The organism is Leuconostoc sp. JNUCC 76, from assembly GCF_053667755.1.
Genome location: NZ_CM132206.1, coordinates 1,584,826 through 1,605,462, shown reverse-complemented (window position 1 = coordinate 1,605,462; position 20,637 = coordinate 1,584,826). Strand labels below are relative to the sequence as shown.

The window sequence follows — 20,637 nt, the reverse complement described above, 5'->3', positions numbered from 1 at the left end:
TACTGATAACTGTCCGAGATTGCTCGGACATTTTTGTGTTATCGTGCGAATAAAAAATAAAACACCCTAACACAGCTGTTTGAGAGGTATAAAATGACATATTCAGTAGTATTAATGGGCACCCCAAGTTTTGCAGTACCGATATTAGAAGCGCTTCTTGAAAATAATAATTATGATGTGAAAGCTGTTGTGACACAACCCGATCGCCCACAGGGACGCAAGCATACTTTAACACCAAGTCCTGTTAAAGTTGCAGCACTGGCGCACGACGTGCCTGTTTTACAACCAGAAAAAATAAGTGGTTCTCCTGAGATGCAACAAGTCATTGATATTAATCCTGATTTCATCGTGACCGCAGCATTTGGACAATTTTTACCTACAAAATTATTAGACGCGGCCAAAATTGCTGCAGTTAACACGCATGCTTCATTATTACCAAAATATCGAGGTGGTGCACCAGTTCATTATGCCATTATGAATGGCGATAAAGAAACCGGTGTTTCAATTATGTACATGGTCAAAAAAATGGATGCCGGTGATGTTATTGATACGATAAAAGTTCCAATTACGAGCACCGATAATGTTGGCACGATGTTTGACAAGTTAAGCATTGCTGGACGTGATTTGCTATTAAAGACACTCCCTAAAATCGCTACCGGTGATATTGATCCAGTAGTACAAAATGAAGAAGAAGTTACTTTTTCACCAAATATACCGCACGACATGCAAAATCTTAATTTTGCGACAGAAACAGCCCAAGAACTAGACTGGCATATACGTGGTTTATATCCAACTCATCCAGCTTTTGTGCAGGTTTTGGATCAACGCGTGAAAATCACTGATGTGACACCCTTGTCTGAATTAACAACGCAAGAACCGGGTACCATTGTTGAGAAAAGCAAAAAACAATTAAAAGTGGCCTCCGCAAATGGTACGGTTGTTCAAATCAACCGACTACAGCCGGCAGGTAAATCAGAAATGGCGATTAGTGCCTATTTAAATGGTGCTGGAAAAGATCTTGAAGTAGGTCAGAAATGGGCAACAATTAATGAGCGATAAACGAGTTTACAGTGACAATCCACGTGTTTTAGCAGTTCAAACACTAGCCAAAATAAAAAATGGTGCATATTCTAATCTACAATTAAATCAAGTGATCAAGCAACACAAGCTTGGTGAAGCAGATACTCGTTTATTAACAACTTTGGTTTACGGTGTCATTCAACACCGCTTAACTTTTGAGTATTGGCTTGAACCCTTCGTAGGTAACAAAAAAATTGATCCGTGGGTTCGGGAGCTGCTATATACAGCTATTTTCCAAATGGAATACCTAGATAAGATACCACAGCATGCCATCTTTAATGAATCAATTGAAGTAGCTAAAATACTAGGGCATGTTGGAACAGGAAAATTTGTTACTGCCATTTTGCACAACATTAGTCGTAAAGGCCTTCGTAGTGTTGCTGACATTGGTGATGATATACAACGTCTTTCTATTGAAGCCAGTTTGCCGGTTTGGTTGGTTGAAGAGTTGATTAAGCAAAATGGGGATGAACGAGCACGCCAGATCATTGCCACAATCAATGATGCACCTAAGCAATCAATTCGTGTTAATACGATACTAGCTACCGATCAAGATGTTGTTACTGCGCTAGAATCAGAAAACTTCACTGTTACAGTATCTAGCGTTGCTGCACACGCGTTTGTGGTCAGCGGTGGGCATGTGGCCAGTTCTAAAGCGTATCATGATGGTTGGTTAACCTTGCAGGATGAGAGCGCAATGTTACCAGTAGAAAGTTTACATTTGACGCCTGAGGTTAAAAGTATTTTAGACGCAGCGGCGGCACCTGGTGGAAAAACCACGCAGCTTGCACAATACAGCGCTCCAGATACAGTGATTACGGCCTTAGATGTTCATGAGCATAAAATCAAGTTGATTAACAACAATGCTGAAAGATTACACGTAGCCGATAAAATTCACGCACGTGTCCTAGATGCAAGAAAAGTTCCTGAACAGATTGATAAAAAATTTGATCGAATTCTAGTTGATGCACCATGTTCAGGGTTTGGTTTATTGCGTCGAAAGCCTGAAATTAGATATGATAAAACCTTGGAAGATGTCGAAAGTTTAGCTCGTTTACAAACACAAATTTTGGATTCAGTTAGCCAAAACCTTGCAAAAAATGGTATCATGGTTTACAGTACTTGTACAATCTTGCGTCAAGAAAATGACGATGTTGTAACAAAGTTTTTGAAAGACCATCCAAATTTCGAATTGATTCCAACGGAAACAACGTATAAATTAAAGTTAGATCATGGCGAAAAAGCCTTACATGTGTATCCAAATGATTACCAGACAGATGGCTTTTTCGTTGCTACATTGAGGAAAAATGATTAATGGCAATTGCCTATCGTACGGATCCTGGATCCAAACGCCACGACAATGAAGATTATGTAGGTTCTTTTATAAATAAAGTTGGAAGGACAATGGTTATCGTTGCTGACGGCGTTACTTCGAATGAAGGCGGTGAAGTTGCGAGTGCAATGACTGTTGAGCACTTCGGACATGCTTGGGAAAGCAATGATTTGGAGACAATTGTTCCTACAATTGCGTGGTTAAAAAAACAAGCTAAAATTGAAAATGATGCTATTATAAAGGCCGGGCAACGCTTTCAAGAGCTATCACAGATGGCAACGACTGTTGTTTTGGCTGTATTGTTTGATGAAAAAGTTGTGATTGCTAATTTAGGCGATTCCAAAGCCTTTTTGTTGCATAATAATCAATTAACCCAACTGTCCAATGACCATATTTTAAAAAATGAAATCGTTCGTAGAGGAGCTATGGCCAGTGCGGATGCTAGTAACATGGTACACGCTAATAGTGTGACGCGATTTTTAGGTGTTGATGAACATGCAGATATTGAAATTTCTCAACACGATTTTGTGGCAGATGATATTTTATTTCTAACATCTGATGGTATTACAAAAGTGTTAGACTACAAGACAATTAAGCAAATAATGCGCTATGAAGAACAACTTGATATTAAAGTTTTTGATATGATTCAGCAAGCAAATGCAAAAGGCGCACCAGATAACGTGACGGCGGTACTCGTCACACATGAAAAGGATTAGAGATGTTACCAGATACACTAGTTGACAATCGATACCGTGTTATAAAATCGCTTGGCGATGGCGGTATGGCCAATGTTTATTTGGCGCACGATGAATTTCTTAATCGTGATGTAACGTTTAAAATGATGCGTCTTGATATGAAAAATGATGTAGATTTGGCAAAACGTTTTCAACGTGAGGCCTTATCAGTAACAGAACTGATTAATGACAATATTGTCCAAGTATATGACGTTGGTGAGTACCAAGGTTCGCAATATATTGTCATGGAATATGTTGACGGTACAAATCTTAAATCATACATTGGTGAACATTTTCCAATTGCGTATCAACAAGTTGTTGATATTATGATGCAAATATTAAATGCAGTGCAGGCTGCACATAATGCAGGTATTATTCATCGTGATTTAAAGCCACAAAATATTTTAATTGACAGAAACGATCAAGTGAAGATTACCGATTTCGGTATTGCAATTGCTAAGTCAGAGCAAGATTTGACGCAGACACATACCGTGATTGGTTCAGTTCATTATTTATCACCAGAACAAACTCGTGGGGGCATGGCATCAGCAAAGTCTGATATCTATGCACTTGGTGTTATGTTATATGAAATGCTAACTAAGCAAGTACCTTATGAAGGAGATACGCCGGTCGCAGTAGCACTAAAACATGCAACTGCTGATATGCCTTCAGTACGTGATTTTGATCCAAGAATTCCTCAGGCATTAGAAAATGTTATTTTAAAAGCCACAGCTAAGAACCCACAGGATCGTTATTTAGATGTCTCAGTTATGGCTGAAGATTTAAAAACAGTTCTATCGCCACGTCGTTCAAATGAACAACGATTTGCGCCAACTGCGGATATTGAAAACGAAACGCGTATTATTCCGATGGAACAAATTCAAGACCAGCTCAAGAATGGTGTTTCCTCTGTTAATGTTTTACCGGAGGAAGTTCCTGAAGAACCATCAGTAAAAGATCTAATCATTGAGTATGGTAAAAAAGGTTACGCTGTTAAAAATATCGCAAAAATTGTTGACCGGACACCTAATTATGTTAGAAGTGTGCTTCGAGGCAATGGCATCAAGTATCGTGAAAATAAATTACTCAAAGTTTTGGCTTTTTCAGCTCTTTTTATTGTTGCTATCATTGCTATTTTTGCGTTTATTCATATTCAGGCTAGTCAAATCACTGTGCCGAGTTTATCCAACTTAACAAGAGCCAAAGCCGAAAAGAAAATACAAGAAGCTGGATTGAATGTTGGTAGTGTGACTTCAACAACTTCGACAACTGTCAAAAAAGGCAGTGTTGTGCGTTCAACGCCTAAAGAAGGAACTGACGTAAAAAAAGGTGACAGTATCAACTTGGTTATTTCCTCTGGTAAGGCAAAAGTTCGTTTTGGAGATTATGTTGGGTCAGATTATGATGTAACAGCAGCACAGTTGCGCTCGCAAGGATACGAAATTCAAAAAGAACAACAAGCGTCAGATAGTGTAGCTGCAGGCATAATTATAGCTCAATCTATTAATGCCAATGGTAAGGTAGACCCTACAGCCACAGAGGTAACTTTCACTGTCTCAACAGGACCAGTTAAGATTACTGTTCCTGACTTCACTAAAAGTAGCACACAAAGCGATGTTCAAAATTGGGCATCACAAAATGATGTCACTGTTAATTTTAATACGACTTACTCTAATTCTGTTAAGAAGGACCATGTTATTAGTCAATCAATTCGTGGTGGATCAAAGATTACAAAAGATAACACCTTATTAATTACGATTTCACAGGGACCAGAACAATCAAGTTCAAGTAGCAGTAGTTCATCGTCTTCTAATTCTAGCAGTAGTTCCTCAAGCAGTTCAACAAATAGTGAAGATTCTAGTAGTACTACATCATCGAATAGTTCCACATCTGAAAGCTCTTCGAGTCAATAACAGCATGTCTAAAAGTCGATATTATCGGCTTTTTTTGGTATGATTAATGGTATGAAAACAGGACGAATTATTAGATCGCTCAGCGGTTATTACGATATACAGTTACCTAGTGGTGACATTCAACGAACGCGAGCTCGCGGTGAATTTCGGAAATCTAAGCAAAAACCGCTAGTTGGCGATTTTGTTGATTTTGAGAGTGAAAATGACGAGGGTTTTATTTGGGCAATCCATGAACGGGAAAACTTTTTAGTTCGCCCGCCAATAGCAAATATTGATATTGCTGTTATTGTGACAGCTGCCAAGGAACCTGATTTTGCACCAAATTTGTTAGATCGTCAATTGGTGGCCCTTGAAGCTGCAAACGTAAAACCATTGATATATTTTTCTAAAATGGATTTGCTGGAAAAATCTGAACACGAAAAAATAAATCACGTCGCTAATTATTATCAAAGTATTGGTTATGATGTTATTTTTTCAGATTCAAAAGGCGCTTTTAAAGCGCTTAAAATGATGTTAAAAGACCATGTTTCGGTTTTTATGGGGCAAACGGGAGCTGGGAAATCAACATTACTGAATCATTTATCGCCACAACTTGGGCTTGAAACGGGTGAAGTTTCTAAAGCATTGAGTCGAGGAAAACATACAACACGACAGGTAACGTTGATTGAGGTAGATGAGGCTTTGATTGCTGATACGCCAGGATTTTCTTCGTATGAGGTGTTTGATTTTCCTGTTGAAGAATTGGATGATTATTTTCCAGAGTTCGTTGAAAAGCGGCAGGATTGTCGTTTCCGTGGGTGTTTACATCTGAATGAACCAGGATGTGCCATCAAAGAGGCGGTAGCGGTTGGCACAATCACACAGTCAAGGTATAATAGTTATAAGGCGTTTTATGAGTTGATTAAAGCGCAAAAACCAAAATATAAAACAGACAATTAAAAAGAGGTATATCATGTCAGGAATCATTGCACCATCAATTTTGAGCGCAGATTACACAAATTTGGAACGTGACGTCAAGCTTGTTGAAGCTGCTGGTGCAGAGTATTTGCACATCGATGTTATGGATGGTACTTTTGTACCCGCTATATCTTATGGCCCAAATTGGGTCAAGCAATTGCGTCCGGAAACTGATTTAGTGTTAGACGTTCATTTAATGATTCAAAATCCAGAACGTTTTGTTGAAGAATTTGCGAATGCTGGTGCAGACATTATTGGTGTTCATGTTGAAGCAACACCACACATTCACCGTGTTTTACAAATGATTAAGAACAAAGGCGTCAAAGCAGAAGTTGTTATCAATCCAGGGACCCCAGTATCCGCAATTGAAGCAGTACTAGATATGGTTGATCAAGTACTAGTTATGACTGTAAACCCAGGATTTGGTGGACAAAAATTCCTACCATCAACACTGCAAAAAATTGAACAACTACAAACATTCCGTGAAGAACGTGGCTTTGACTTCGATATTGAAATTGATGGTGGCGTGAATAATGAGACAATTAAATCAGCATACGATGCTGGTGCAAACGTTTTTGTGGCTGGATCGTATGTGTACGATAAAGTAGATCCTGCTGCAAAAATCGGTATTTTGAAAGATTTGATTAAATAATGCAGATTAATATCTTAGCCGGTGGGCCAACAGAATTATGGCCCAAAAATTTATTTCAGGAACAAGGGATGTGGATTGGCGCTGACAGAGGTGCTTGGTATCTATACCAAGAAAATATACCAATGATCATGGCAGTTGGTGATTTTGATTCTCTAAATGATTTTGAAATGTGTACAATTCAAAATCATTTAGCTGCGCAAAAAATTGTTCATGTCAAGGCTGAAAAAGATGAAACAGACACAGAATTGGCCTTAATGTATGCTCGAGAAAAAGACCCAGATATTATTAAAATATTTGGTGCTACTGGTGCACGAATTGATCATATGTTGAGTAATTTGTGGTTAATGGCTGATGAAAAGTTTGAAAGTATTGTTGAAAAAACGATTTTTATTGATAATACAAACATAGTGAGCTATGTTACACCTGGCTTAAGTGAGATTGCAAAGTATCCTAACTCAAAGTATTTAGGGTTTATGCCGCTTAATGATGTTGAGAACTTTAAAATAATAGATGCCAAGTACCCATTGACACTAACAAAAAATAAGTATAAAATGTGGTCATCGAATGAATTTATGTCAAATTCAGTTCACGTGTCCTTTGATACAGGAATCATAATGATTACGCAGTCTGTAGATGGAGAAAAATAACATGGCAGTTAAAACAGTAGAAGATGCAACTTTTAATCAAGAAACAAACACGGGCGTTAGCATAACAGATTTTTGGGCAACTTGGTGTGGCCCATGTCGCATGCAATCACCTGTTTTGGATGTGCTATCTAATGAAGTAGACGATGTAAAGTTTGTTAAAATGGATGTGGATGCTAACCCTGAAACTCCTGCTGCATTTGGTATTCGTGCTATTCCAACACTTTTGATTAAAAAAGATGGAGAAGTTGTGGACCGCTTAACAGGATTCCATAATAAAGAACAATTAGCAAAGATTTTAGCTAAATATACAAATTAACTTGTCAAAGGGTTGAATTTCTGGTAAAATTTAATATTGTTGTAGAAAGAGCTTTTAAAAAATAAACAGCTCGAAGAAGGAGGGTTAAACATGGCAAAAGATGCTATTACTGGTGCGCGTACACGCTTTGGTAACCAACGTTCACACGCGTTGAACTCAAGTCGTCGTAGCTGGAAGCCAAACTTGCAAAAAGTTACGGTTAAAATTAATGGTGCTGCACCAAAGAAAGTTTACTTGACAGCACGTACTTTGAAGGCTGGATTGAAGAACGGTTCTATCGAACGCGTTTAAGCTAGTATTTCGTTAGCTTGCTGACGTCGTAAGACCACCATGGGGTGGTCTTTTTTATTAATAGATAGAACACCTCTCAATGCAACTCAATTTATGTATGGTAAAATATACTTAGTAAACTCTTTGTGAGGAGGAAATGCATTTATTGTTAAACTTTAGGATGTTGATAAAAGACATCTCAATATAACGATAAATGTTCTTAAATTTTATGGCAATTATAATTAAAACAAATAATGGCGATATTAGCCTTGAAAATGATGTTATTGCTACAATTGTTGGTGGGTCTGCAATTGAAAATCCTGGTGTTGTTGGGATGGCATCTAAAGCAACTTTTCGCGATGGCGTTAATCAGATTCTGAATCGAGAAAACTATGCTAAGGGCGTTGTAGTTCATCAAAAAGATAGTGGTGTTGCAGTTGATGTCTACTTAGTTGCACAGTACGGTACTAAATTGTCCGAGATTTCAAAATCTGTTCAAGGTAAAGTAAAGTATAATCTTGACGCATTTTTGGGTATTCATGTTTCTGAGGTTAACGTGGTTGTTCAGGGTGTTCGCGTCAGTGACTAGGAGAGATTATGTCAGTTAATTCACTAACAAAGATTACCAATGTTGAATTTGGTAAGATGATTAATGCTGCAGCGGCTGTACTTGCTGCTAATGCAGATAAAATTAATAAATTAAACGTATTTCCGGTTCCTGATGGCGATACAGGAACGAACATGAGCCTTTCAATGGCGAGTGGTGCCCAGTATGAGCGTGACTCACTAGAAACAGAAATTGGTGCCTTGGCCAAAGCTACTTCCAAGGGATTGCTGATGGGAGCACGTGGTAACTCAGGCGTGATATTATCACAAATTTTTCGTGGTTTTTCCAATAGTATGGCTGGAAAAGAAACACTAACAGCACGGGATCTAGCTGATGCATTAATGAGTGGTGCACAAGTGGCATATAAGTCAGTGATGAAACCTACTGAAGGAACAATCTTGACGGTTATTCGTGAGGCGGCAGCTAAAGCAAATAAGGTGGCTGACCAAACTGACGACATTGTTGAATTAATGGCTGCTGTTCAGGAAGCAGCACAAGTGGCTCTGGATTCAACGCCTGAATTGTTACCAGTCTTAAAAGAAGTGGGTGTTGTTGATTCTGGCGGACAAGGACTTGTTTTCGTATTGCAAGCTTTTTATCAAGTGATCAGTGGTGATTTTAATGAAGAAGATATTAAAGCGCCTGATAATGCTGAGCTTGATCAAATGGTCAAGGAACTTCATGCGGGGGCGCAAGCTAGTAGCAGTTTAGATCCAGCAGATATCAAGTATGGTTACTGTACTGAAATTATGGTTCAGATTGGTAAAGGCACAACATATGATCATGATTTTGATTACCAAAAATTTTACGATTATTTAGCAGAATTAGGCGATTCTTTATTAGTTATCAACGATGATGAAATTGTTAAAGTACACGTGCATACTGAGAATCCTGGTAAGGTGATTAGTTGGGGAACACATTTTGGTTCACTAGTTAAAGTTAAAGTTGACAATATGCGTGATCAACAGCAAACGGTTATTGATGCACAACGTGCAGAAGAAGCACGTGTGGAAAAAATAGCTGCAATGCAAGTCCCAGTATCTGACACAGCAGTAATTGCCATTGCCGCTGGTGATGGCATTGCGGAACTCTTCAAAAGTTTGGGTGTTCATACTGTGATTTCTGGTGGACAGACAATGAATCCGTCAACTGCTGATATTGTTAAAGTTATTGAGGATAGTGGCGCAAAAAGGGCTATTATTTTACCGAACAATAGTAATATTTTCATGGCAGCAGAGCAGGCAGTTACATTAGCAAAAATACCAGTAGAAGTTGTTAAAACACGTACAATTCAGCAAGGTTTAACAGCTATGATGGGCTATAATCCTGATGCTGATTTAGAACAAAATGCTGCAGAAATGTCTGAAATGATGGTTGATGTAAAGTCGGCGCAAATCACACAGGCAGTTCGCGAAACCAAATTCAATGGCCATGAAATTCATCATGGTGATTGGATGGGCATTATCGATGGTGACATTGAAGTCGTAGCTCATAATGTTGAATCAGCTGCGCAAGAAGCTATTCAAAAAATGATTGATGACGATTCTGAAATTGTGACAATCATTTTTGGTGAGGGAACAAAAGCTAAAGTTGCACAAAAGTTAAAAGCATTTGTGGAAGGATTAGATGACGGTCTAGAAGTCGAAGTTCACGATGGTGGACAACCATTGTACCCATTCTTCATATCAGTTGAATAACAAAAAGACGTAAATTCAGTTCTACACTGAATTTACGTCTTTTTTCTTATAGCCAGCCTAATGCGCTAATGGCTGCGTATATTACAGATCCAGCCATTAAGATAACCATAAACCATGACATAACTAACGTCATTTTTTCGAGACGTGTCCGTGGCTTTTTATCAATTTTTGGCACCTTGTGCTGGTTTAACTTTGATTCTATTTCGGTTTGTAATTTTGTGTTAACCGGTCGATGGTTTTGTTCGTCAGTCATTGATATCACCTCTAATATATTACTTTCTAGTCTAACATATCTTCTAAAATAATTGAAATTTCTACGCGAATTCGTTAAAGTTAAATACGAGGTAATTAAAATGCAATGGTGGATTTGGCCACTCGGTGGTTTTATTTTTTGGACAGTTGTCATTATATTTAAGGAATGGACAGCTTTAAAACAAGCATCCATCAAAACGTTAGACATTATTACAATTCCTAACTGGATTGTATTGCATCAAACAATGGGGTATCTATTTGGTATTAGCTTTGTTGCTTGGTTTTTACTCATATGGTTGGTTGTAGGTATGTTTTTAGCTTGGTTTTTACTGCAAAATAACTGGCGATGGCAAACATTTTGGCGAAGATACTGGCAATGGAGTGGGTTATTGGCCGCAATAATGGTCATTTTGATAACAATTATTGGGTTATTCCTCCACTAAACCCCACATTTTTGAAGCGTAGTTATTCTTGATAACTACGCTTTTTGTGTGCTGAAAATTTACTAGTTTGTGACAAAACGACAATTTGGGTGGAGTGAAGTGGGGAAATGTGGTAAATTAATAGTATAGAAATTTTAATGGAGGTGGCTCTATGTTCATGGGTGAATATTCACATACGCTTGATACAAAGAGTCGCTTAATTATTCCGGCAAAATTTCGTAATCAACTCGGTGATCAATTCATTATTACAAAATGGATGGAGAAATCACTTCGCGCCATGCCGATGGCAGTTTGGGAAAAATTGCAGGAGCAGTTAAATCAATTACCATTAGGCAAGAAAGATGCACGTGCTTTTAGACGTTTTGTTATGGCTGGTGCATTAGAAGCTGAGTTTGATAAGCAGGGACGAATTGTTGTTCCTAATAATTTAAGAGAATACGCGTCACTAGAAAAAAGTGTTGTAGTTACCGGTGTTGGTGATTCATTTGAAATATGGAGTGCAGAGAATTGGTCAGCATATACGGCTGAAACTGCGGATGATTTTGATAACATTGCTGAAGGTTTGGTAGACTTCGACCTTTGAACGAATTAATAATACAGTTTTAAGAAAGAGGGCTGCTATGCCATTTGAACATGTAACAGTACTCTTACATGAGGCTATTGCTCTATTAGATATTAAACCAGAAGGAACTTATGTCGATGCTACATTGGGTGGCGGTGGGCACACTGGAGAGATCTTAAAGCAACTCACAACCGGTACACTTTATAGTTTTGATCAAGATGATACAGCAATCCAATATAACGCTGAACAATACGCAGATGAAATCGCTGCTGGTAAATTAGTTATAATCCATAAAAATTTTCGGACATTAACCTCCGCATTAGCGAATTATGGTGTGACAGCAGTTGATGGTATTGTTTACGATTTGGGTGTTAGTTCTGTGCAATTTGATGATGGTCAACGAGGGTTCAGTTATAAATATGATGCTGAACTTGATATGCGCATGGATCAGCGCCAAGCATTAACAGCTAAAACAATTGTTAATGAATGGCCGTTTAATGAATTGATGCGTGTTTTGAGCCGTTATGGGGAAGATCGCTTTCCTAAGCAAATTGCGCGAAAGATTGAGCAGCATCGTGAAAACGCACCAATTAATACGACTTTTGAATTGGTAGACATCATTAAAGAAGCAATTCCAGCACCTGCTCGCCGAAAAGGTGGACATCCTGCAAAACGCTCATTCCAAGCATTTCGTATTGCTGTCAATGACGAATTAGGTGCCTTAGAAGATTCATTAACTCAAGCACTCGAGTTGTTAGCAACTGACGGCAAAATTAGTGTGATTACTTTTCAGTCATTAGAAGATCGCTTAGTAAAACAAATGTTTCGTGAAAAATCTTCTGCACCAGAATTACCTGCTGGTTTGCCGGTGTTACCGGGGCAGTTTGAAGCTGATTATGAGTTATTAACGCGTAAACCAATTTTACCTAGCACAGAAGAGATGGCTGTCAATCACCGTGCAGAGTCGGCGAAATTACGTGGCATAAGAAGAAAATAGACTAGATGCTGTGGTCTTACATAAGATCAGCAATGATAAATAAATTGGAGAATATTACATGGCACAAAATGCATATCAATATACACCTTTAGCACAGCAAGCACCTTTAACAGTATCTCAGCCGCGTACTCATAGTCGTACTAAATATAAAGCAGCCGCTTGGACAAAAAAAGAGCGAATAATGGTGGCTATTGTTGCTACTGTTGTTTTAGCATTGATGATTGGTGTTGTTTATACAAGCATGCAAACGACCAAGACAACAGCTAGTGTAAACACAGTTCAAACTAAAATTGATGAAACTAAGCAAAATAATGACGATTTACGTACACAGGTGCAAACAGCCATGAGTAAAAAAAATCTAGATAAGGTTGCAAAAAAATATGGCATGACACTGTCTGATAACAGTGTACGCAATATTAATCAATAATTATGAAAAATAAAGTGAGACGGATACCACAAAAAAAAATCACGAAAAATGCCAAAACCTTTGGCGTTCTGCTGCTTGTCGCAACGACCATCGTGATTTTAGGACTTGGTGTACGTCTTTTTATTATCGCGGGTAATAAATCGGTAGATGGTCATAACCTTACAAAAGCCACACGTGAAGCCTTTATGGGAAAACAAAATATTATTGCCTCTCGTGGCAAAATATTTGATTCGGACGGGCAGGTGTTGGCAGAAAACACCACAGTCTATAATATGTACGCAATATTGAATAAAAATCAAAAAGGCACTGACGGTAAGCCATTATATGTAACGGACAAAGCTAAAGTCGCTCGCGAGCTAAGCAAAGTAATCAATCTAAAAGAAAAAGAAATCTATAAACGCTTGTCCAGTAAACAATTTCAAGTTGAATTTGGTACTGCGGGTAAAAACTTGACAATTGCGCAACATAATAAAATTGAGAAAATGAAGCTTTCAGGTATCTCATTTACTTCCCATCAGGCTCGAACATATCCTAATGATCAGATGGCTTCTCATTTAATTGGAAATGTGAACATGGTTGAAAGTAGTAGTGGTCAGTCAACTATATCTGGCATAATGGGCATTGAAGCATCAGAAAATAAATTGCTATCAGGTAAAAACGGTATCAAGAGTTACCAGGGACAAAAAACTGATAGTAGTAAAAGTGTTAAAAATGGAGATGACGTTTATCTAACGTTAGATTCTTCGTTACAAACAACGTTGGAAACACGAATGGACACATTTGTGAAAGCCACTAAACCAACATCAGCGGTTGCTGTATTAATGGAAGCTAAAACAGGTCGTATTGTCGCAGCAACGCAACGGCCTAATTTTAATCCTAATGATAAATCAGATACTCCAACAGTTTGGTCCAATTTGTTAGATCAAGGTGCCTTTGAGCCAGGATCTACCATGAAAGGCATAACATTAGCTGCTGCTATTGATACTGGTAAGTGGCAGCCTAACGCAACCTTCCAGTCAGGAACTTATTTAATTGACGGGAAGGAAGTAACAGATTCTTTTGGTAATGATCAAGGCCAAATGACATATAGAGAAGGCTTTTGGCGTTCATCAAACGTCGCATTCGCAAAAACAGAACAAAAAATTGGTTCAAAAACATGGAAAAATTATTTAGAAAAATTTAAGTTTTTACAGTCCACCCAATCAGGGTTAAATGGCGAAGAAGCAGGATCATTTTCTTTTTCATATGCGATTGATCAAGCAAATACAGCGTTTGGTCAAGCAATTCGTGTTACACCCTTACAAATGATACAAGCTTACTCAGCAATTGCCAATAATGGTAAAGAAATTAGACCGTATTTTATTGATAAAATTGTTAATTCATCTACTGGAGAAATAGTTAAGCAAGGTAAAACAAAAACAGTCGGACATCCTATCAAAGCTAGTACGGCAAAGCAAGTCAGAAAATATATGATAGATGTCGTTAATAAGTCGGATGGAACTGCTAAAGAATTTGATCTTAGTGATTATGGCTATCAGATTGCTGCTAAAACAGGTACAGCTCAAATCAGTGAGAACGGTCAATATTCGCAGACTTATAAAGATGCTATCCATTCAGTGATGGTTCTCGCGCCAGAAAAAAATCCTAAATATATATTCTACATGGCTGTCAAGCAACCCTCAGAATTACCTGACGGTGATATTCAACCAACAATGAGTAAACTATTTAAGCCTTTAATGCTACAAGCTTTAAATGATAGTGATAGTGCGGTAAAATCAAAGACAACTAAACAAACAGTACCTAATGTAGTTGGTCAATCTATTTCAAGTGCAAAAGCTACAATGACAAAGGCTGGATTTAGAGTTGCAGTTGTGGGATCAAAAGGTAAAATTACCAATCAGTCATTGCTAGCTAATCAAAAGTCATTGACAAACCAATTAGTAATTTTGACTGCAAAAGGAAACACATATATGCCAAATATGATTGGTTGGAGTTTAGTTGATGCGCAAACATTTGCTAATAAAATAGGCTTCAAACTAACGTGGAAGGGCTCTGGATTTATTTCGGGCCAAAGTATAGCTGAAAACCAACTTATTGTAAAAAGTAGTGTTGTGTCAATTGCTTTAAAAGAGAAGGAGTAATGGGAGAAAATGACAGAGTATTTTTGGGCATTCACCCGTGCGTTTATTGTTACTGTAATATTCATGCCTGCGGTGATCAAATTTTTAAAACAATCTAAAGAACAGGCCGTAATTCGTAAACTAGGGCCTGACCATCAATCTAAAGCAGGGACACCAAGTATGGGTGGGGCATTGTTTATCGCAGCTGCATCGCTAAGTGCGCTGATTGGTAGTGTTGCCTATGCGGGTGAAATTGGATTTATAATGGTACTTATACCCATCTTGGCTGTAGTTGCTTATGCAATCATTGGTGGCATTGATGATGCGTTGAAAATGATTCATCATGCGGATGATGGTTTCCGCTTCATACCAAAACTTCTGGCGCAAACCTTATGTGCGGTTGTCATCATAATTATTATGTGGATCATGCACATACCACTCGTATTAAATATACCGTTTATTGGTTATTTTAACTTAGGAATCTTCTACTTCATTTTTCTATGGTTCTGGTTAGTTGGATGGTCCAATGCGACCAACCTAACAGATGGATTAGACGGGCTACTTGCAGGTACAAGCCTGATTGTTTATTTTGTCTATACGTGGATTGCTTTAGGAGTTCATAACCATATAATTGTGATTTTCAACGCCTCAATTATCGGTGCGTTAGTTGGCTTTTTGATATTTAACAAACCAAAAGCAAAAATTTTTATGGGCGATACTGGCTCTTTAGCTTTGGGCGCTGGGCTGGCAATCGAATCAATTGTACTAGGTATTCCTTTTTCACTTTTATGGTTTGGGTTGATTTTTGTTATCGAGACCCTATCAGTAGTTATTCAAACAATTGGCTATCATTTCTGGAAAAAAAGAATTTTCCCCATGGCGCCAATACATCACTCATTTGAGAAGTTTGGCTGGAATGAATGGCAAATTGATGCTTTGTTCTGGATTGTAACTGCAATCATAGGAATTATTGGCATTTTGTATATGAGTTAAAGCGGACATTGGCCGCGTACATATAATAGAAATCAGGTTAGTTATGCAAGCAACAGATTTTAAAAACAAAAAAGTAATGGTATTTGGTTGGGCACGCTCAGGAAAAGCGGCAGCACAACTATTAACAAAATTAGGTAGTAGGGTTACAGTGGTCAATGGCGATGAATTTGATGCGCAAGATGCCACTTATCGAGCCTTGTTAGCTGCTGATGTAGCATTGATTGGCACGGACAATTCTGAAACACTTGATAGCACATATGATTACCTGATTAAAAATCCTGGTATTAATTATGACCATCCTTTAGTGCAAAAAGCTGAAAAACTTAATATTCCTATATTGACAGAAGTTGAGGTTGCCTTGAGCACTTTCAAGGGTCGCTTGATAGCAGTAACTGGCTCGAACGGAAAAACAACAACTACATCATTAATTCGTGATATGTTGAAGGCTGACGGCCAAAATGTAATAACTGCGGGAAATATCGGTGTTCCAGTTAGTGAAGTGGTTTTTGATTTGACTCAAGAAGACACTTTATTATTGGAATTATCTAGCTTCCAATTATTAGGACTACCAGATATTCAACCAGACATCGCGTTGGTTACTAATATTTTTTCAAATCATTTAGATTACCATAAAACGCGCGCAAACTATGTTGCTGCTAAATTCCGCATTACGCGTAATCAAAATGCTAACCAATACTTGATTTTAAATGCTGAAGGGCAAGACACAGAAAAGTTTAAAAATGAAACTGAGGCTCAGGTTTTGGAATTTTCTAGAACCAAACAGCATTTTCCAGTTGCATTTTCGGATGATAATTTAATAATGAGAGATGAAATTGTGATGCCTACTAAAGATATTAAGTTAGTAGGACCACATAACCAGGAAAATATTTTAGCTGCTGTAACAGTAGCTAATTTAGCCGGTGTGTCTAAACCAGCTATTCGAGAGGTTTTAAAAACTTTTAGTGGTGTAGCATATCGTCTGCAATATCTGTTCACAGCTGATGATGTTAAATACTATAACGATTCTAAAGCAACAGATATTGAAGCCACTCAAACCGCTTTGGATAGTTTTGATTGTCCAACGATATGGATTGGAGGCGGTTTAGAGCGTGGTGATAATTTGGAACGCTTGTTACCAAATTTAAAAAATGTGAAGGCAGTTATTGCTGTTGGAGAAACGCAACAAAAAATTGTAACACTTGCTCGTGAGGCTGGAAAACCAGTGATTGCTGTGACTGATGTTGAGCATGCTGCGCCAGTAGCAGTTCAATTAGCCTCACCAGGAGATGTAGTGTTGCTTTCTCCGGCACAGGCAAGTTGGGATCAATATAGTAGTTTTGAAGAGCGCGGTGATAAATTTGTTGCATCACTGAAAGAAACATTGAATTCATGAGAGGACTAAAATGAAAATAATACTATCGGGTGGTGGTACTGGTGGTCACATTTACCCAGCATTGGCACTAGCTGAAGTTATTCGTAAACATGAGCCGGATACAGAATTTCTGTATGTTGGTTCAGAACGTGGTGTGGAATCAAACATTGTGCCGGCCACAGGCATGCCTTTTGAAAAATTAACTGTTCAAGGCTTTAAAAGATCTTTTTCATTAGAAAATATCAAGACAGTATCATTATTCTTAAAAGCGGTTAAAGAGGCTAAAAAAATTATTAAGGATTTTAATCCTGATGTTGTAGTTGGAACAGGCGGATATGTCAGTGGCGCTGTTGTCTATGCTGCCCAAAGGCTGCACATTCCAACTGTTATACATGAGCAAAATTCAGTGGCAGGCGTTACAAATAAGTTTTTGTCACGTGGCGCAACTAAGATAGGTGTTGCTTTTGATGTTGCGCTGTCACAATTTCCTAAAGATAAAGTATTTGTTGTAGGAAACCCTCGTGCTCAACAGGTGGCATCTATTAAGTCTAATTTTTCATGGCAACAAATTGGATTGAGTGATGAAAAGCCATCATTGTTGATATTTGGAGGCTCTCAAGGGGCTCCGCCAATCAATTTAGCTGTAATTGATGCTATGCAAGAGTTTAATAAAAGAAATTATCAAGTCGTTATTGTGACTGGGCCAAAGCGATATGAAAATGTTTTGGATAGGCTGACTACACAGCCAGCAGATAATGTTCGAATTTTACCTTACATTGAAAACATGCCAGAGGTATTAGCAAAAACATCGGCTATTGTATCTCGAGCTGGTGCAACGTCTATTGCCGAAATCACGGCACTGGGAATTCCATCGATTCTAGTGCCAAGCCCCTATGTTACTGGTGATCATCAAACAAAAAATGCACAAAGCCTAGTTGATGCAGGCGCAGCATTGATGATTACTGAACCAGCATTGTCAGGGAAAGCATTATTGCTAGCAGCGGATTCGTTGTTATTAAATGATTCTGTTAGTAAAACAATGACAGAACAAGCTAAAAATGTTGGCATCAGAGATGCTGGAGATCGTTTATACGCGTTAATATTGGATGCAATTGGTGAATAATGGAGAAAATTAAATCACAATTTATGAAGCGACGACCGTTACAACTTTGGATTAGTTTGGCGGCTTTTGTTGTTTTAATTGTCGGTTTAATTTTGAGTTTACAACCATGGCGTACGATTGGTTCAGTTAACATTGATTCGAATATGTTAACCAAACAACAAGTCCAAAAATATGTCGGCATTAACGATAAAACACCACGCTGGCGCGTTTTTGGACAGACGGCTTTCATCGCACACCAATTAATAAAAAAAGACAACAAAGTTTATTCTGCTGATATTAATTTGAACAGTAATGTTGTTTCAATCAAAGTTGTTGAAAATATTAGTGCAGGTTTTGTGAAAAAGAATGGTCAATGGTATTCACTTAACCGTCAAGGGAAATCAAAAAAAGTTGATAAGCCTAACGGAAATGCACCAATATACAGTAACTTCAAAAATAATGCGCAACTTACCAAGACGGCTAAAACTTTCTCACGTTTTGAATTATCATTAAGGCAAAACATAAGTCAAATCATATATTCACCAACCAAGGACAACAATAATCGTTTGAAGATCATTATGACGGATGGAAATACAGTTTTGGCTACGCTGAAGACATTTGGGGAAAAAATGGTTTATTATCCTGGCATTGCAGCTCAAATGCAAACCAAGGGAATAATTGATTTACAATATGGTGCATATTCCTACGGATATGGTTCTAAATAGAACGGCAAATGAGTGGTAAAACACCTCATTTGTATGGTACCATTAGTACTAGGTATATTTTAAAAAAATAATTTATAAAGGGGCACGACGCATGAATAATTCAGGCGTGACGGTTGGATTAGACATCGGAACTACTTCAATCAAGGTTGTCATTACACAAATGACTGGTAATCAGTTCAATGTAATTGGTGCAGGAAATGCCCCATCTCGGGGCTTGAGACGTGGTGTCATTGTTGATATTGACGCGACTGCAAGTGCAATTCGTGAAGCGATTGACCAAGCACAAGAAAAAGCAAATATTCAAATCAGTGAAGTCGTAGCTGGTGTTCCAGCTAATCAAATTAAAATTATTAATGTCGACGGTTTAGTGTCGATTGCTAATCAGAATAAAAGAATTACATATCAAGATGTACAAAATGTTGCAACACAGGCATTGTCACGTGGATTGCCAGCTGATCATGATGTAATAGAATTGGTTGCTGAGGAATTTGTAGTTGATGGTTTTGATGGGATCAAAGATCCACATGAAATGATTGGTGTTCGGTTAGAGATGCATGGAATTGCTTATGTTGGGCCGGAAAAAGTTTTAGATAACACACGGATGGCTATTCAAAAAGCTGGATTAACTTTACGAGAATTTGTATTGGCACCATTAGCCATGGGATCCATCATTTTAAATGATGGGCAGCAAGATTTTGGAACGGTTCTTATAGATCTTGGTGGCGGGCAAACTAGTACTTCAGTTATCCATGATCGAAAGCTCAAATTCACCTTTGTCGATATAGAAGGTGGAGACAATGTAACTAAAGATATATCAACTGTTTTAGGAACATCATATATTAACGCTGAGAAAATTAAGCGAGACTATGGATATGCAGATCCTTTGCAGACTGTGTCATCTAACGAATTTCCAGTAGAGGTTATCGGCGAAGAATTTACTAAGCAATTTGACGAACAGTATCTTTCAGAGATTATCGCTGCACGTTTGGAACAGATGTATACGAGACTATTTGAGCAATTAAAGCAAATTGGTGCGTTGAATCTGCCAGGTGGTTTTGTTCTAACTGGTGGCAACGCTGCCTTACCGAAAATGGTAGACTTTGCAAAGCGAGTTTTGGGTGATAATGTCCGCTTGTTTGTACCAGATCAAATTGGTTTGCGGCATCCGGCCTATTCACGTTCGCTATCCTATGCGATGTTTGCTTCTCGTGAAAGTATGACACAACAGGTGATTAAGCAAACCATTATGCAACGTCATGCAGTTGAACAACAAACTTCCATGTTACCAGAAGAGTATGGGGATGAAGTTGTGCAACAACCTGTAGAAAGTTTTCAATATGATGGTGAAATTGTAAATGATCCGCAACAAGGCTGGTTTGGTAAAATGCGCCAAAAACTCAGCAATTTATTTAATGAAGAATAATCGAACATTTAAGGA

Annotated in this window: 22 protein-coding genes; 21 read left to right on the top strand and 1 reads right to left on the bottom strand. The window is 38.1% G+C overall.

What is annotated here, in order from left to right; genetic code table 11:
- Positions 1-93 precede the first annotated feature (93 nt).
- From fmt to JNUCC76_RS08020, 11 genes are all read left to right on the top strand, one after another.
- Entirely contained in the window at positions 94-1,059 is a 966-nt protein-coding gene (gene fmt / locus JNUCC76_RS08070) for a methionyl-tRNA formyltransferase (protein WP_454153916.1), read from the top strand.
- Positions 1,049-2,395, top strand: coding sequence for a 16S rRNA (cytosine(967)-C(5))-methyltransferase RsmB (gene rsmB, locus JNUCC76_RS08065; protein ID WP_454153915.1), 1,347 nt, complete (start codon positions 1,049-1,051; stop codon positions 2,393-2,395). The genes fmt and rsmB overlap by 11 nt, the downstream gene beginning before the upstream one ends.
- A complete protein-coding gene (locus tag JNUCC76_RS08060; RefSeq protein WP_454153914.1) occupies positions 2,395-3,129 on the top strand; it encodes a protein phosphatase 2C domain-containing protein in 735 nt (244 codons plus the stop codon). The genes rsmB and JNUCC76_RS08060 overlap by 1 nt, the downstream gene beginning before the upstream one ends.
- Before the next feature lie 2 nt (positions 3,130-3,131).
- Positions 3,132-5,060, top strand: coding sequence for a Stk1 family PASTA domain-containing Ser/Thr kinase (gene pknB, locus JNUCC76_RS08055; RefSeq protein ID WP_454153913.1), 1,929 nt, complete (start codon positions 3,132-3,134; stop codon positions 5,058-5,060).
- A gap of 51 nt (positions 5,061-5,111) precedes the next feature.
- On the top strand, positions 5,112-5,999 hold the full coding sequence (gene rsgA, locus JNUCC76_RS08050; protein ID WP_454153912.1) for a ribosome small subunit-dependent GTPase A: 888 nt from the start codon (positions 5,112-5,114) through the stop codon (positions 5,997-5,999).
- Between the two features lie 13 nt (positions 6,000-6,012).
- The gene (gene rpe, locus JNUCC76_RS08045) at positions 6,013-6,669 is read left to right on the top strand and encodes a ribulose-phosphate 3-epimerase (protein ID WP_454153911.1); all 657 of its coding nucleotides are present in this window, start codon (positions 6,013-6,015) and stop codon (positions 6,667-6,669) included.
- Positions 6,669-7,316 (top strand): thiamine diphosphokinase, encoded by a 648-nt coding sequence (locus JNUCC76_RS08040; RefSeq protein WP_454153910.1) that lies wholly within the window; start codon positions 6,669-6,671, stop codon positions 7,314-7,316. The genes rpe and JNUCC76_RS08040 overlap by 1 nt, the downstream gene beginning before the upstream one ends.
- 1 nt (position 7,317) lies before the next feature.
- On the top strand, positions 7,318-7,632 hold the full coding sequence (trxA, locus tag JNUCC76_RS08035; protein WP_454153909.1) for a thioredoxin: 315 nt from the start codon (positions 7,318-7,320) through the stop codon (positions 7,630-7,632).
- A gap of 90 nt (positions 7,633-7,722) precedes the next feature.
- Positions 7,723-7,923 (top strand): 50S ribosomal protein L28, encoded by a 201-nt coding sequence (gene rpmB / locus JNUCC76_RS08030; protein WP_002815208.1) that lies wholly within the window; start codon positions 7,723-7,725, stop codon positions 7,921-7,923.
- A 208-nt stretch (positions 7,924-8,131) separates the two neighbouring features.
- Positions 8,132-8,491 (top strand): Asp23/Gls24 family envelope stress response protein, encoded by a 360-nt coding sequence (locus tag JNUCC76_RS08025; RefSeq protein WP_454153908.1) that lies wholly within the window; start codon positions 8,132-8,134, stop codon positions 8,489-8,491.
- 8 nt (positions 8,492-8,499) lie between these two features.
- Positions 8,500-10,206, top strand: a complete 1,707-nt coding sequence (locus JNUCC76_RS08020) for a DAK2 domain-containing protein (RefSeq protein WP_454153907.1) — start codon at positions 8,500-8,502, stop codon at positions 10,204-10,206.
- A 46-nt stretch (positions 10,207-10,252) separates the two neighbouring features.
- Here the strand turns inward: JNUCC76_RS08020 and JNUCC76_RS08015 are convergent, their stop codons facing one another.
- Positions 10,253-10,459 carry a DUF4044 domain-containing protein gene (locus JNUCC76_RS08015; protein ID WP_454153906.1) on the bottom strand — a complete coding sequence of 69 codons (207 nt, stop codon included), beginning with the start codon at positions 10,457-10,459 and terminating at the stop codon, positions 10,253-10,255.
- Between the two features lie 100 nt (positions 10,460-10,559).
- Between JNUCC76_RS08015 and JNUCC76_RS08010 the strand changes: the two genes are divergently transcribed.
- From JNUCC76_RS08010 to ftsA, 10 genes are all read left to right on the top strand, one after another.
- Positions 10,560-10,901, top strand: coding sequence for a DUF3397 family protein (locus JNUCC76_RS08010; RefSeq protein ID WP_454153905.1), 342 nt, complete (start codon positions 10,560-10,562; stop codon positions 10,899-10,901).
- A 151-nt stretch (positions 10,902-11,052) separates the two neighbouring features.
- Complete coding sequence (gene mraZ / locus JNUCC76_RS08005; RefSeq protein WP_002815203.1) at positions 11,053-11,484, top strand: division/cell wall cluster transcriptional repressor MraZ; 432 nt, start codon at positions 11,053-11,055, stop codon at positions 11,482-11,484.
- 37 nt (positions 11,485-11,521) lie between these two features.
- Positions 11,522-12,460 (top strand): 16S rRNA (cytosine(1402)-N(4))-methyltransferase RsmH, encoded by a 939-nt coding sequence (rsmH, locus tag JNUCC76_RS08000; RefSeq protein ID WP_454153904.1) that lies wholly within the window; start codon positions 11,522-11,524, stop codon positions 12,458-12,460.
- 58 nt (positions 12,461-12,518) lie between these two features.
- On the top strand, positions 12,519-12,887 hold the full coding sequence (ftsL, locus tag JNUCC76_RS07995) for a cell division protein FtsL (protein ID WP_454153903.1): 369 nt from the start codon (positions 12,519-12,521) through the stop codon (positions 12,885-12,887).
- A gap of 2 nt (positions 12,888-12,889) precedes the next feature.
- Complete coding sequence (locus JNUCC76_RS07990) at positions 12,890-15,028, top strand: penicillin-binding protein (RefSeq protein ID WP_454153902.1); 2,139 nt, start codon at positions 12,890-12,892, stop codon at positions 15,026-15,028.
- A 9-nt stretch (positions 15,029-15,037) separates the two neighbouring features.
- Entirely contained in the window at positions 15,038-16,000 is a 963-nt protein-coding gene (gene mraY / locus JNUCC76_RS07985; protein WP_454153901.1) for a phospho-N-acetylmuramoyl-pentapeptide-transferase, read from the top strand.
- Between the two features lie 43 nt (positions 16,001-16,043).
- Positions 16,044-17,393, top strand: coding sequence for a UDP-N-acetylmuramoyl-L-alanine--D-glutamate ligase (gene murD / locus JNUCC76_RS07980; protein WP_454153900.1), 1,350 nt, complete (start codon positions 16,044-16,046; stop codon positions 17,391-17,393).
- 10 nt (positions 17,394-17,403) lie between these two features.
- The gene (gene murG / locus JNUCC76_RS07975) at positions 17,404-18,495 is read left to right on the top strand and encodes an undecaprenyldiphospho-muramoylpentapeptide beta-N-acetylglucosaminyltransferase (protein ID WP_211636671.1); all 1,092 of its coding nucleotides are present in this window, start codon (positions 17,404-17,406) and stop codon (positions 18,493-18,495) included.
- Positions 18,495-19,199 carry a cell division protein FtsQ/DivIB gene (locus tag JNUCC76_RS07970; RefSeq protein ID WP_454153899.1) on the top strand — a complete coding sequence of 235 codons (705 nt, stop codon included), beginning with the start codon at positions 18,495-18,497 and terminating at the stop codon, positions 19,197-19,199. The genes murG and JNUCC76_RS07970 overlap by 1 nt, the downstream gene beginning before the upstream one ends.
- 91 nt (positions 19,200-19,290) lie before the next feature.
- Entirely contained in the window at positions 19,291-20,622 is a 1,332-nt protein-coding gene (gene ftsA / locus JNUCC76_RS07965; RefSeq protein ID WP_454153898.1) for a cell division protein FtsA, read from the top strand.
- Positions 20,623-20,637 lie beyond the last annotated feature (15 nt).